The following is a 12,282-nucleotide window of genomic DNA, read 5'->3' on the forward strand; positions in this document are numbered from 1 at the left end:
GCGCAGTACCATTCAATCATACCATGCGCTGTTTATAAAATAATGTATTTTTCTGAAAGAAAGGAGGATTCGCCTCTATGTCGAATAGATCGGAAAAATGTCTTTTTTCGTCCATGTTGATGTGCATGCGGTGCGGATCCTCCCCTGGAGCGATCGGCGCCTAGTCGCCGCGTGCGTCTCTCAGGGCCGGGGATCCCGCAGAAAGGGATTCCCGGCTTTTTTTGTGCGCGTACGAAAGGAGGTGGTGGACCGGTGGACGACGACATGTGCGATATGCGCGCGCCGCGAAAAACTAATGAAGGTCCCGGAAGAGACGAAACGCCGTCGCGGTGTCTTCGTGCCGGGCAAACATCAGAAGGAGGAATGATTCTCATGAAACGAACGATTCTCGCTCTTGCGTTCATCCTCGCCGCAGCTTCTTGTGCTCCTGCCGCCGCAGGCCGGATCGTCATCGGGGTCAGTCCGTTCCCGCACGGGGCGATCGCGCGCGTCGCGAAGGACGTTCTCGCGAAGGACGGCTATACGCTCGAAATCCGGGAGTTCACGGACTACGTGACGCCGAACGTCGCGCTCTCGGAAAAGAGTCTCGACGCGAACTTCTTTCAGCACGTGCCGTATCTCGAGAATACCGTCAGGGAAAAGAAGTTCGACCTGACGTGGGTCGCGAAGGTCCACATCGAACCTCTCGGAATGTACTCGAAAAAGATTCGGAACCTCGAAGGATTGAAACCCGGAGATACGGTCGCGATCCCCAACGATCCGACGAACGGCGCCCGCGCCCTGCGCCTTCTCGAGAAGAACGGACTCGTCAGGGTGAAAGCGGGCGACCTCGTGACGGTCCGGGACGTCACGGAGAATCCGAAGTCGCTCAGAATCGTCGAGCTTGACGCGCCGCAGCTCCCGAGAAGTCTCGACGACACGGCGGCGTCCGTGATCAACACGAACTTCGCGGTCGAAGCGGGGCTCCTTCCGTCGAGGGACGCGATCGTGATCGAAGATCCGGACTCCCCGTATGCCAACGTCCTGGCCGTCCGCGCCGGAGACAGGGATTCCGCGGCGGTCCGGGCGCTCGTCGGGGCCTTCACCTCTCCGGAAGTGAAGCGCTTTATCGAAACGGAACTCGTTCCGAAGGGAATCGTCGCCGCATTCTAGCGGCGGATTCGGAGGGACGGATGATTTCCGTCGAACACGTGTGCCGGAATTTCGGGAATCTGAACGCCCTGCGCGACGTCTCGTTTTCCGTCGCGCGGGGGGAAATCTTCGGGATCGTCGGGCATTCAGGCGCGGGAAAATCGACGCTGCTCCGGTGTCTCAACGGTCTCGAACGGTACGGGAGTGGAACGATCCGCGTCATGGGGCGCGAGGTTGCGGGGCTCGGGGAGGAGGAACTGCGCGACCTCCGGCGCGGCATGGGAATGGTGTTCCAGAACTTCGGCCTCATGGAGCGGAAGAATGTTGCGGAGAACGTCGCGTGGCCGCTCGACGTCTGGAAGGTTCCGCGCGACGCGGCGGAGCGGCGGGTTGAGGAACTTCTCGACATCGTCGGCCTTTCGTCGAAACGGGCCGGACGGATCCGCAATCTGAGCGGCGGGGAGAAACAACGCGTCGGCATCGCGCGCGCGCTTGCCCTTTCCCCGGGAATTCTTCTCTGCGACGAGCCGACCTCCGCGCTCGACCCCGCGACGACGGAATCGATCCTCGGGCTCCTCGGAGACATCAATAGGAACCTCGGAGTGACGATCCTCCTCGTAACGCATCAGATGGAGGCGGTCAAGAGGATCTGCGACAGGGTTCTGCTGCTCGACCGGGGGCGGGTGTGCGGCTGCGGGCGTACGGAGGACGTCTTTCTCTCGCCGTCTCCGGAGATGAAGCGATTCGTCCGAGACGATTATGCCTCTCCGGAGGAGGGTGTCTGCGTCAGGGTCGCGTTTCCGCGCGAGGTCGCGGGAGAGAGCGTCGTCTCACGGATGGCCCGCGATCTCGCGATCGATTTCTGCGTGGTCGGAGGGCGCCTCGAACGATATCGCGATACCGTCCTCGGGTTTCTGATCATCAGCGTCCGCCCGGAAGATCTCGAAGGCGTCGCGGGCTACCTCTCGGGGAAGCGTCTTCTCTGGGAGGTGATCGACGATGTGGCGTGAACTCGCGTCCGCCCTGGCGGACACCCTGTATATGGTCTCGGCGTCGACGTTCTTCTCCGTCGTGTTCGGATTCGTTACGGCCGTGGCGATGGTACTGACGCGCCCCGGAGGCCTGCGGCCGAACGCGGCCGCCCATACGGCGCTCGACCTGGTCGTGAATCTTCTGCGGTCCTTTCCATTCGTCATCCTGATGATCGCGATCATTCCGCTGACCCGCTTCCTCGCGGGAACATCGATCGGAAGCACCGCCTCAATCGTGCCGCTCACCGTCGCCGCGACGCCGTTCGTCGCGCGGATCATCGAGGGAAGCCTTCTCGGAGTGGATCCGGACGTCATCGAAGCGGCGCGTTCGTTCGGCGCACGCGACCTCCAGGTGGTTTTCGGCGTCATGGTCCGCGAGGCGACGCCGTCGATCATCCTCGACATCGCCATCGTCGCGGTCAATCTCGTCGGGTATTCCGCGATGGCCGGGGCGCTCGGAGGGGGCGGGCTCGGAGATCTCGCGATCCGGTACGGGTACAACAGATTTCAGACGGATATCATGGTGTATTCTATCATTGTGCTGATCGTCGTCGTCCAGCTCATCCAGCGGACCGGAACGCTCCTCTCGCGGAAGATACGGTGAAAAAAACGTCCCCGCCGTACCTGAACAGGTGCGACGGGGACGTTCCTTTACCCATTCCGTCCGACGAAGGCTCCCATCGCGATGTCCGGCTCCGTGTATCGCTCGACGAGCGATAGGCCCGCGGAGCGGAAGAACGAGACGTATTCCTCCTCCGAGAAGAGGCCGATGTCCATCGTCTGCGTATGGTAGCGAACCTGTCCGTTCTGGCCGATGAGATGGTGGAACGAGACTTCGACGACGCCTTCGGACTTCCGCCGGACGTTCTCCATGCGCGCTATGCCGATCTCCGGACGGTTCACGGCGTCGACCACGAGCGCGTCATGGAACGTCTCCTTCGTCATCCACGGAACGAGGACGAGAACGCCGCCGGTGGCGAGATGGCGTTTCATCGAGGCGACGGCCCGACGGGCGGCCTCGGGTGTTCCCGTGAAGCCGATGCCCCCGTACATGCAGATGATGGCGTCGTAGGAGGCGTCGAACGAGAAATCCGTCATATCGGCGAGATGGAACGGGATGTCGGGGAAGTTCTTCCGGGCGATCCGCAGCATGTCTTCGCTGAGGTCGAGCCCTTCGACCTCGTATCGGTCCTTCAGGAACGGCACATGTCCTCCCGTTCCGCACGCAACGTCGAGGAGTCGGACTCCGCGGCTTCGACCGTGGCGCTTCAGGATCCGGTCGACGGCGCCGGCCTCGATCCGGTACATGTCCGGACGCACGTACAGTGCGTCGTAATATGGCGCGATGTCGCTGAAGCTCATGTCGCTCATGGTATGCCTCCCTTTCGCGGAATGGGGCGTCGATCCGGCCGATGCCGGACGAAATTGGGAATATACTGTTCGGAGAGCGAGAATTATAAGCGTATGTGCACTGGTGCGCAAGGTCGGCGAATCCGGATATTATAGTCGGAAAAATCTGATATGACTGTCACGTTGACAGGCTTCCGGCGACTTCATAGAATACTTCGCAATTTACCGTGAATGCCGAACGATTTTGACACGAAGGAGGGCTGCCCGATGAATCGATCGATTGCGAACGACAAAACTTGCGTAATTTCCGTTTCCGTCATCGTTATTATTCGCTGCGGGGCCCCTCCCGGAGTGCCGGAGGTCGTGTAGACCCGCGGCGCCTTCGGGCCGGAGCCCCGTTTTTTTCGGGGTTCCGGCCCTTTTTTTATTTCCTGGAGGGAGGTGTCGATTGAACGAACCCGGGGAAAGCGAATCTCGCCCCCGGAAGAACCGTGTCGCGGGAACGGTGAAGGAGCCGCGCGGAGGACCGGGACCGCCGGGTGGGTTTCGAAAAAGCCGGAAAACGAACTGAATGGAGCGTGAATGCAATGGCGACGGTACTGTTTGACAGGGATGCGGACATAGGGCTCTTTTCGGGAAAGACGGTCGCGATCCTCGGGTATGGAAGTCAGGGGCACGCGCACGCACAGAACCTGCGCGACAGCGGAGTTTCCGTTGTCGTCGGACTGCAGGAGGGGAGCAGGTCGAGGGAAAGAGCCGAAGGGGACGGGTTCGAGGTCCTGTCCGTCCGGGAAGCTGCGGCCCGTGCGGACGTGGTCATGTTTCTGATGCCCGATCACGTCCAGGCGGATGTCTATCGCGAATCGGTCGCGCCGGCCCTGAAGGATGGCGCGGCGCTCGGGTTCGCGCACGGTTTCTGCATCCACTTCCATCAGGTCGTTCCGGGGACGGCGAACGATGTGTTCATGGTCGCGCCGAAGGGGCCTGGGCATCTCGTCCGGCGCATGTACCTCGAAGGACGGGGCGTTCCGTGTCTGCTCGCGGTATATCGAAACGCCTCGGGAAAGGCCCGGGAACTTGGACTCGCCTACGCGTCGGCGATCGGCGGCGCCAGGGCCGGGGTCATCGAAACGACGTTCGAGGAAGAGACTGAGACGGACCTTTTCGGGGAGCAGGCGGTGCTGTGCGGCGGCGTCTCGGAACTCATGAAGGCTGGATTCGAGACGCTCGTCGAGGCCGGATACCAGCCCGAGATCGCCTATTTCGAGTGCATGAACGAAATGAAGCTCATCGTCGACCTGATCTTCGAGGGGGGGCTGAACTGGATGCGCTTCTCGGTAAGCGATACCGCCAAGTACGGTGACATGACGGCCGGAAAAACGATCATCGACGATCGAGTCCGCGCGTCGATGCGCGAGTTGCTCGATCGCGTCCGTGACGGATCGTTCGCGAAGGACTGGATCCTCGAGAATCGATGCGGACGTCCGCGGATGAAGCAATGGCTCCGGCGCGAGAAGACGCACGAAATCGAACGGGTCGGGGCGGCGCTGCGAAGCATGATGCCCTGGCTCGACGCGAAGTCGGCGCCCGAAGAGTAGGGCCGGCGGAGAGAGGGGCATCCCATGAGGATGACGGGAGCGGAAATGGTGGTCCGACTGCTCGAGGCGAACGGGGCGACGCACGTCTTCGGAATTCCGGGAGGTTCGGTCATTCCGCTGTACGACGCATTCTCCGACGCGCGTTTCACGCACCTTCTCATGCGCCACGAACAGGCGGCCGTCCACGCGGCGGACGGCTTTGCCCGCGTCTCGGGCAGGCCGGGAGTCTGCGTCTGTACGTCGGGACCCGGGTTCACGAACTGCCTGACGGGGCTCGCGACCGCGTTTGCGGATTCCGTTCCCCTTGTCCTCGTGTGCGGGCAGGTCGCGACGTCGCTGATCGGAACGGACGCGTTCCAGGAAGCCGATGTGTTCGGCGGGAGTCTTTCGGTCGTCAAGCACAGCTTCATGGTCCGCGATCTCGCGGGGCTTGCGCGAACGTTCCGGAGCGCATTCGGAATCGCCGGAGAAGGACGTCCGGGACCTGTCCTCATCGAGATTCCCGTCGATCTCCAGCGGGAAGTTGGGGATCTGCCATCCGGGACGACCGATGGCGAATGTCCGGTGCGGGTCTCCGGAAGAGGCGGCGCGACGCCTGAACTCCGGGAGGCGCTCCGGCTTCTCGACGCGGCGGAGCGCCCGATGTTTCTGGCCGGCGGCGGCGTGATGATTTCGAGGGCCTCGGAGGCGCTTCTGTCGTGCGCCGAGCGCTTTCAGGCCCCTGTCGCCACCACTCTTCTGGGGAAAGGGAGTTTCCCCGGGAGTCATCCGCTGTCTCTCGGGATGGCGGGAATGCACGGAACGCCGCAGGCGAACCTCGCGCTCTCGGAGGCGGACGTCATTCTGGCCGTCGGAACCCGCTTCAGCGACAGGACGACGGGAAACACTGGTTTCTTCGGAAAGGCGGCGGCCGTCATTCATATCGATATCGACGCGTCTGAAATCGGGAAGGTCGTCGCTCCGAGTCTCGGAATCGTCGCGGATGCGGGGGATGCCCTCCGATTCCTGAACGAATGTCCGGGAAGACGCCGCGATCCGTCCTGGGTCGCGCGCACGCGCGAGTGGAGGGCGCGGTACGCCGCGCCCGGGATGATGCAGGGGGGATTTCATCCCGGAGACATCGTCAGGAGGATCCGGAATGCGTTCGACGACGTCGTCCCCCTCGTCGCCGATGTCGGACAGAATCAGATGTGGGCCGCGCAGCACTGGTCGGCGGAACATCCGGGGACGTTTCTGACCTCCGGCGGGCTCGGGACGATGGGATACGCCCTGCCCGCCGCGGTGGGAGCGTCGTTCGCCGCAGGTCTCTCCCCAGTCGTCTGCGTCGCAGGAGACGGCGGATTCCTGATGAATGTCCAGGAGCTCGATACCTGCGTGCGCTACGCCGTCCCCATCCGGATATTCATTCTGAACAACGGCTGCCTCGGCATGGTGCGGCAGTGGCAGGAGCTGTTTCGGGACGGCCGTTACTCCCAGACCGTGACCGGTTCCCCGTGCGACTACGTCAGGCTTGCCGGCGCGTTCGGCATTCCGGGATTTTCATGCTCCTCGCTCGAAGGGCTCGATTCGGTCCTGTCCGAAGTCGCTTCGGTCGAAGGGCCGGTATTGGTCGAATGCCGGATCGCGCAGGAGGAGAACGTCTTTCCCATGGTCCCACCGGGGGGCGCTCTGGGCGATTTTCTGTTCCGCGCCGGAGATGCCTGAGATTCTTGTGTGAGAGGTGACGACGATGAATGTTTCCGAGAAAAGACTTTCCGTTCTCGCGGCGGATTCTCCCGAAGCCTTTCTGCGACTTACGGGAGTGATGGCCCGAAGGGGGTTTCGCCTCCGCGGGATGAGTCTGGCCAAGACGATGCATCCGGGGGTCGTGCGGTACACGCTGGTGTTTCCCGGGGATGACGGTGCGGCGGAACGGGCCGTCCTGAACCTCCGGAAGGTCGTCGACGTCCTTCGGGTCGAAGATGTCAGCGGAGAGGCGTTCCGGGAACGATGGGTCGCTCTGATACGGTGCGCCTGTCGCGCGTGCGACGTCCCGGAGACGCTGCCGCTGCGCGTTCTCGAGGAAGACGCGGATTCCGTGCTTTTCGAGGCGAGCGGCGACAGGGAGACGGTTGAATCCTGCATATCGGCGATGGCCTCGTTCGGAATCGGCGACGTGATCAGGGGAGGTCCCTTCGTCATGCCCCTCGCGCCCGGAACCGAGCCGCCGGTCTGAGATCGCCCCGCCGGGGGGCGATTTCCCGGATATCGCGTATCGGCGCTACAATACGCGTGTGAAACGCTACGCAACGCACGCGAAGGGAAGGGATCGTTCATGCGGATATGCGACGGTATCGGATGCTGCGCCGCGGAGCCGTGTCCGGACGTCCGGGACGGGAGCTTTCTCGTCCCGGACGTCGACATCGATCCGGACGCGGTCAGGGTCGTGCTGATCTCGGAATCGGCGCCCCGCGCCTCGGAGGATTTCTATTACGCCCCAGGGGATCCTCTTTTCGCCCGGACCACGATGGAGGCGTTCAGGAGCGCAGGCGTCCATGCCTCGTCCATCGAGGATCTTCTCGCGCTCGGCGTGTATTGCACCACGGCGGTGAAATGCGCGAAGGCCGGATACACGGTGTCGACGAAGACTACCGGAAGATGCTCCGTTCTTCTCGAACGGGAGCTGTCGCACTTCGGCGGCGTCCGCGCGTGGCTCCTCATGGGGGATACGGCGATCGCGTCGGTCAACGCGATCGCGAAGCGAGAGGGGGCGGCTCGCGTCATTCCGGCGGGATCGACGTACAGGATCCGGGGCGGAACGTATTTTTTCCGTGGTTCGCGGGCCTTCCCGTCGTATCTTCAGGCTGGCCCTGCGTTCTTCGTCGAGAAGAGCAAGCGCGCGATGATCGCCGCGGATATCGCGTCCGCGATGGCGCTTGCCTCGTGACGAGCGGAAAGGAGAGGTGTCCGCAATGACGTTCGCAACGAGAGTCTTTGGTTCGATCCTGCCGTGCTGTATGGCTGTCATGTTCTTTTCCGCGCCGTGCCTTGCGCGGCCGCTTGTGCTCGTGCCGCCCGGGCCACTGATTCTGGCGACGATTGGAGCATCGATCGACGGTCGCATCGGAATTTCGGTCTGGAAGACGCAGGAGGAGGCCGTCACGAAGCTCGTGACGGGAGACGCGGCGGCAGTCGTGCTCCCCGTCACGGTCGGAGCCGCCCTCGCCCGGAAGGCGGATATCGTCCTCCTCGGCGCGTTTCGCGAAAATGTGTTCGCGCTGGTCGCGCGCGACAGCGTCGCGGACGGAGGCTGGGCAGACCTGCGAGGAAAGGAAATCCTCGTCGCGCAAGGGCGGGGGACCGTTCTCGACTCGATCCTCAGGAGCGTCCTTCCGGCGTACGGTTTGAAGCCGGGACGCGACGTGTCGCTCGTCTACGCGCCCGCCCCCGAAGTCGCCGCGCTCTATCGGCAGAAACGGGCGTCGCTCGTCGCCTTGCCCGAACCGTTCGCGTCACTCGCGCTCGAGTTCGGCGGACGCGTCCTCGATCCCCAGGAGGCCTGGGCGCGTCTGACGGGATCTTCAGCCCGTTTTCCCGTGGGAGGCGTCTTCGCCCTGCGGTCGCGGATCGCAGCCGATCGACAGGAACTCTCTCTTGTGGTTTCGGCGTTCGCGGAGTCTACCGCCTGGTTCGCAAAGCATCCTGAGGAGGCGTGCGACCTGGCCGGGAAGACATTCGGGATCCCTGCGGAGCGATTCGCGAAGGCACTGCCTCAAATCCATATAGCGTTCGATCCGGCGGACGCATGCTCCGCCGACGTCGCGGCGCTTCTCGCGCGTCTTCACGACGCGCTCTCGCCGGATATGCCCCCGCCGCCGGACCTCTCGCTCTATCGTCCGGATTCCGCGGCAAATCCGGCGACGCGATGAAGCGACCGCTCTGCGGCCTGCTCGGAGCGCTCGCGCTCTGGTGGGGTGCGGCGCTTCTCGTCTCGTCGCCGCTCGTCCTTCCAGGTCCGGGAGCGACATTCTCGCGCCTTGCGGTTCTCGCCGACGCGTCACTCGCCGTGTCGCTGCTCTCTTCGGTCGGAAAGGTCGCGGCAGTCCTCGGAATCGTCGTCTCAATCGGAGTCGGTCTCGGAATGATTTTCGGACTCTATCCCGCGTTCCACGACGCGTTCAGGCCGCTTCTGCTGGCAGCGCAGGCGATGCCCGTCATTTCATGGCTCGCGCTCGTCGTCTTCGCGTTCGGAATAGGCTGGAGGGGCCCGGTCTTCATTGCCTCGCTCGCGTTTCTGCCGTCGGCGATCTTCACGACCGTCGCCGGAGTCCGCAGTTTCGAGCGGGATCTGGTCGAGATGGCCGACTTATACGGAGTTCGGGGCGTCCGGCGCTGGCGCGACCTCTACTTCGGGTCGCTCGCACCGTTCATGCGCGCGATCGTCGATACCGTCTCCGGAGGTGCCTGGAAAGCGGTCCTCGTCGCCGAATACCTCTGCGGAGGCGAGGGGCTCGGAGTCCGGATCGCGTGGGCGAGGCAGATGGCCGATGTCGAGGGGGTCTACGCGCTGTCGCTTCTTGCAGTGATCCTCGGGCTTCTCGGAGAATGGGGAATCAGGATGTCGCTTCGGAGGGTGAGACGGCGATGGATGCCATCCTGACCGCACGGGATCTCGGAGCCTCCTTTGACGGGGAGTGGGTATTCCGCTCATGGAACATTTCGATCGCGTGCGGCGAACGTGTCGCGCTTCTCGGACCGTCCGGGTGCGGCAAGACGACATTTCTCCGGATCGCTGCCGGATTCGTCCGACCCGCCGAAGGGGATGTCAGAGTCGCCGCGTCCCGGCTCGGGTATGTCTTTCAGGAGCCGAGGCTCATCCCCTGGCTGTCGGTGCGACGGAACCTCGCGTTCGCGTCAGATCGGGATCCGATGCGGCTTCTCGAAAGACTCGACCTCGCCGGGGTCGCGGACCTGCGCCCCCACGAGCTCAGCGGCGGCATGAGACAGCGCGTCAATCTCGCGCGGGCGCTGCTCGTCAAGCCGGATCTCCTGCTGCTCGACGAGGCGTTTTCGTCGCTCGACGTCGCGCTCAAGCTCCGTCTGTTCGCGGACCTCGAAACCGTATGGCGACAGCGCCGTTTCGCGTCGATCGTCGTGACGCACGACCCGAGGGACGCTATCCTGACGTCGGACCGGATTCTGCTTCTCGGGGGCTCGCCTTCACGGATCGTCCGGACGATCGATGTCGGGCTTCCTCCCGAACGCGGATATTCCGATCCGGCCGTCGTGGCGCTCGAAGCGTCGATCCTGCGCGAGCTGACGTCTTCCTGATCGCGTCCTTCCCGGCGAGAGCGGAAGCGAAAAAGGGGCCGTTCCGAAAGCGGAACAGCCCCGGCAGTACCTGGAAGGCGGAAAAAACTAGATCTTGTGGCGCTTGAAATAGTGCGTGTGGAGCAGATGATGCGACTTCTCGCCGAGCGGCTTTCCGAGATACTCCTCGTACAGCTTGATGATGTCGGGGTTCTCGTGCGACTTCCTGCGGACCTTGGCCTCGTCCTCGCGGTAGATTGCGCCCTGGCGTTTTCTGATAATTTCCATGTTGCCGTGGTGGTAGGGCTGACCGCCGCCGCCGATGCAGCCGCCGGGGCAGGCCATGATCTCGATCGCGTGGAACGGTTCGACCGTCCCGGCGCGGATGGCGTCGAGCAGCTTCCGCGCGTTGCCGAGTTCGTGGGCGATGCCGATGTGAAGCTCCAGATCGCCGACCTTGAGCTTCGCCTCACGGCATCCCTCGAGACCCCGAAGAGCCGTGAAGTTCACGTCTTCGAGCGGCTTGCCCGTGAGCCATTCGACGGCGCTCCGGGTTGCGGCTTCGATGACGCCGCCCGTCGTTCCGAAGATGACCGCCGCGCCCGTGGATTCGCCGAGGGGCGAGTCGAAATCGGAATCGGGGAGCGAGACGAAGTCGATGTTCGCCCGCTTGATCAGGTGAGCGAGTTCCCGCGTCGAAATGGAAATGTCGACGTCGGGGTTCCCGTCGACGGAGAACTCCGGACGGGCGCACTCGTACTTCTTGGCGAGGCAGGGCATGACGGACACGACGACGAGCTTCTCGCGCGGAATGCCGAGCTTCCCGGCGAGGTAGTTCTTCGCGATCGCGCCGAACATCTGCTGCGGCGACTTCGCCGTCGATGGAACGTCAAGAAGATCGGGGTACTGGTGTTCGAAGAACTTGACCCAGGCCGGGCAGCAGGATGTGAGGATCGGCAGCCGGACGCTCGTGTCGCCGGACAGGAATCGCTTGATCCGGTCGAGGAGTTCCGCCCCCTCTTCCATGATCGTGAGGTCGGCGGCGAAGTCCGTGTCGAAGACGTATTTGAAGCCCATCTGCCGGAGCGCCGACGCCATCTTTCCGGTCACAAGCGTTCCCGGTTCCATGCCGAAACACTCGCCGAGCGCGGCGCGTACGGCCGGAGCCGTCTGGACGACGACGACCTTGTCGGGATCCGCGATGGCTTCGATGACCTGCCAGGAGTAGTCGCGTTCGACGAGCGCGCCCGTCGGGCAGACGGCGACGCACTGGCCGCAGAACGTGCAGACGGACTCCTCGAGCGGCATGTCGAACGCGGGCGCTACGACGGCGTTGAAGCCGCGGTTGACGCCGGACAGCGCTCCGACCGTCTGGACTTCGTTGCACATCGTTTCGCAGCGGCGGCACATGACGCACTTGTCCATGTCGCGTGCGATCGCGGGGGATATGTCCTTCTTATATGTGGACTGCGAGCCGCCCTCGTAGCGATTCTCGCGGAGGCAGAAGCGTTCCGCGAGCTCCTGGAGATCGCACTGGCCGCTCTTCGCGCAGGTCAGGCAGTCTTTCGGGTGATCGGAGAGCAGCAGTTCGAGAACCGTTTTGCGCGCGTTGAGAACGCGCATGGTGTTCGTGTGGACTTCCATGCCTTCGGTGACCGGCGTCGCGCATGCCGGGGCGAGGTTCCGCCGGCCCTTGACCTCGACGACGCAGATGCGGCAGGAGGCCGCCTTGTTGACGACTCCGAGGTCGTGGAGATCGAGGTGGCACAGCGTGGGGATCTCGATGCCCAGCTGCTTCGCGGCATCGAGAATCGTGGCCCCCTTCGGGACCTTGACATACTTTCCGTCGATGTTCAGATTAATCATCGCTTCGTCCTCCTCAG

12 protein-coding genes are annotated in these 12,282 nt (G+C 63.4%); 10 read left to right on the forward strand and 2 right to left on the reverse strand.

What is annotated here, in order from left to right; translation table 11 throughout:
- The first annotated feature begins 372 nt into the window (after window positions 1–372).
- From ACZ5IU_RS11555 to ACZ5IU_RS11565, 3 genes are read left to right on the forward strand one after another with little or no spacing between them, the layout of a single operon-like run.
- Window positions 373–1,152, forward strand: a complete 780-nt coding sequence (locus ACZ5IU_RS11555) for a MetQ/NlpA family ABC transporter substrate-binding protein (RefSeq protein WP_464417444.1) — start codon at window positions 373–375, stop codon at window positions 1,150–1,152.
- Window positions 1,153–1,172: 20 nt separating this feature from the next.
- Window positions 1,173–2,141: a methionine ABC transporter ATP-binding protein gene (locus ACZ5IU_RS11560; protein WP_464417446.1), complete on the forward strand. Its 969-nt coding sequence runs from the start codon at window positions 1,173–1,175 to the stop codon at window positions 2,139–2,141.
- Window positions 2,131–2,766: a methionine ABC transporter permease gene (locus ACZ5IU_RS11565; RefSeq protein ID WP_464417448.1), complete on the forward strand. Its 636-nt coding sequence runs from the start codon at window positions 2,131–2,133 to the stop codon at window positions 2,764–2,766. Before ACZ5IU_RS11560 ends, ACZ5IU_RS11565 begins: the two co-directional genes overlap by 11 nt.
- Before the next feature lie 47 nt (window positions 2,767–2,813).
- On the opposite strand, the gene ACZ5IU_RS11570 is transcribed toward ACZ5IU_RS11565, so the two are convergent.
- On the reverse strand, window positions 2,814–3,533 hold the full coding sequence (locus ACZ5IU_RS11570; RefSeq protein WP_464417450.1) for a class I SAM-dependent DNA methyltransferase: 720 nt from the start codon (window positions 3,531–3,533) through the stop codon (window positions 2,814–2,816).
- Between the two features lie 566 nt (window positions 3,534–4,099).
- Here ACZ5IU_RS11570 and ilvC point away from each other — a divergent pair.
- The 7 genes from ilvC to ACZ5IU_RS11605 all read left to right on the forward strand — a co-directional run bounded on the left by ilvC (window position 4,100) and on the right by ACZ5IU_RS11605 (window position 10,420).
- Complete coding sequence (gene ilvC, locus ACZ5IU_RS11575) at window positions 4,100–5,110, forward strand: ketol-acid reductoisomerase (RefSeq protein WP_464417452.1); 1,011 nt, start codon at window positions 4,100–4,102, stop codon at window positions 5,108–5,110.
- A 24-nt stretch (window positions 5,111–5,134) separates the two neighbouring features.
- Window positions 5,135–6,814: a biosynthetic-type acetolactate synthase large subunit gene (ilvB, locus tag ACZ5IU_RS11580; RefSeq protein ID WP_464417454.1), complete on the forward strand. Its 1,680-nt coding sequence runs from the start codon at window positions 5,135–5,137 to the stop codon at window positions 6,812–6,814.
- Between the two features lie 25 nt (window positions 6,815–6,839).
- Window positions 6,840–7,325, forward strand: a complete 486-nt coding sequence (gene ilvN / locus ACZ5IU_RS11585) for an acetolactate synthase small subunit (protein WP_464417456.1) — start codon at window positions 6,840–6,842, stop codon at window positions 7,323–7,325.
- Between the two features lie 99 nt (window positions 7,326–7,424).
- Complete coding sequence (locus tag ACZ5IU_RS11590) at window positions 7,425–8,036, forward strand: hypothetical protein (RefSeq protein WP_464417458.1); 612 nt, start codon at window positions 7,425–7,427, stop codon at window positions 8,034–8,036.
- Between the two features lie 25 nt (window positions 8,037–8,061).
- Window positions 8,062–9,018: an ABC transporter substrate-binding protein gene (locus ACZ5IU_RS11595; RefSeq protein ID WP_464417460.1), complete on the forward strand. Its 957-nt coding sequence runs from the start codon at window positions 8,062–8,064 to the stop codon at window positions 9,016–9,018.
- Window positions 9,015–9,749 carry an ABC transporter permease gene (locus ACZ5IU_RS11600; RefSeq protein ID WP_464417462.1) on the forward strand — a complete coding sequence of 245 codons (735 nt, stop codon included), beginning with the start codon at window positions 9,015–9,017 and terminating at the stop codon, window positions 9,747–9,749. Before ACZ5IU_RS11595 ends, ACZ5IU_RS11600 begins: the two co-directional genes overlap by 4 nt.
- The gene (locus tag ACZ5IU_RS11605) at window positions 9,734–10,420 is read left to right on the forward strand and encodes an ABC transporter ATP-binding protein (RefSeq protein ID WP_464417464.1); all 687 of its coding nucleotides are present in this window, start codon (window positions 9,734–9,736) and stop codon (window positions 10,418–10,420) included. Before ACZ5IU_RS11600 ends, ACZ5IU_RS11605 begins: the two co-directional genes overlap by 16 nt.
- An 87-nt stretch (window positions 10,421–10,507) precedes the next feature.
- Here ACZ5IU_RS11605 and ACZ5IU_RS11610 read toward each other — a convergent pair whose 3' ends face one another.
- Window positions 10,508–12,265, reverse strand: a complete 1,758-nt coding sequence (locus ACZ5IU_RS11610; RefSeq protein WP_464417466.1) for an NADH-dependent [FeFe] hydrogenase, group A6 — start codon at window positions 12,263–12,265, stop codon at window positions 10,508–10,510.
- Window positions 12,266–12,282 lie beyond the last annotated feature (17 nt).

The sequence above is a fragment of the Lactivibrio alcoholicus genome (genome assembly GCF_055390895.1).

What these genes read in the sequence shown, in the direction of transcription:
- ACZ5IU_RS11610 (WP_464417466.1), bottom strand. Translation starts at nt 12,265, where the DNA reads ATGATTAATCTGAACATCGACGGAAAGTATGTCAAGGTCCCGAAGGGG.
- ACZ5IU_RS11570 (WP_464417450.1), bottom strand. Translation starts at nt 3,533, where the DNA reads ATGAGCGACATGAGCTTCAGCGACATCGCGCCATATTACGACGCACTG.
- ACZ5IU_RS11595 (WP_464417460.1), top strand. Translation starts at nt 8,062, where the DNA reads ATGACGTTCGCAACGAGAGTCTTTGGTTCGATCCTGCCGTGCTGTATG.
- ilvN (WP_464417456.1), top strand. Translation starts at nt 6,840, where the DNA reads ATGAATGTTTCCGAGAAAAGACTTTCCGTTCTCGCGGCGGATTCTCCC.
- ACZ5IU_RS11565 (WP_464417448.1), top strand. Translation starts at nt 2,131, where the DNA reads ATGTGGCGTGAACTCGCGTCCGCCCTGGCGGACACCCTGTATATGGTC.
- ilvC (WP_464417452.1), top strand. Translation starts at nt 4,100, where the DNA reads ATGGCGACGGTACTGTTTGACAGGGATGCGGACATAGGGCTCTTTTCG.
- ACZ5IU_RS11600 (WP_464417462.1), top strand. Translation starts at nt 9,015, where the DNA reads ATGAAGCGACCGCTCTGCGGCCTGCTCGGAGCGCTCGCGCTCTGGTGG.
- ACZ5IU_RS11605 (WP_464417464.1), top strand. Translation starts at nt 9,734, where the DNA reads ATGGATGCCATCCTGACCGCACGGGATCTCGGAGCCTCCTTTGACGGG.
- ACZ5IU_RS11555 (WP_464417444.1), top strand. Translation starts at nt 373, where the DNA reads ATGAAACGAACGATTCTCGCTCTTGCGTTCATCCTCGCCGCAGCTTCT.
- ACZ5IU_RS11590 (WP_464417458.1), top strand. Translation starts at nt 7,425, where the DNA reads ATGCGGATATGCGACGGTATCGGATGCTGCGCCGCGGAGCCGTGTCCG.
- ACZ5IU_RS11560 (WP_464417446.1), top strand. Translation starts at nt 1,173, where the DNA reads ATGATTTCCGTCGAACACGTGTGCCGGAATTTCGGGAATCTGAACGCC.
- ilvB (WP_464417454.1), top strand. Translation starts at nt 5,135, where the DNA reads ATGAGGATGACGGGAGCGGAAATGGTGGTCCGACTGCTCGAGGCGAAC.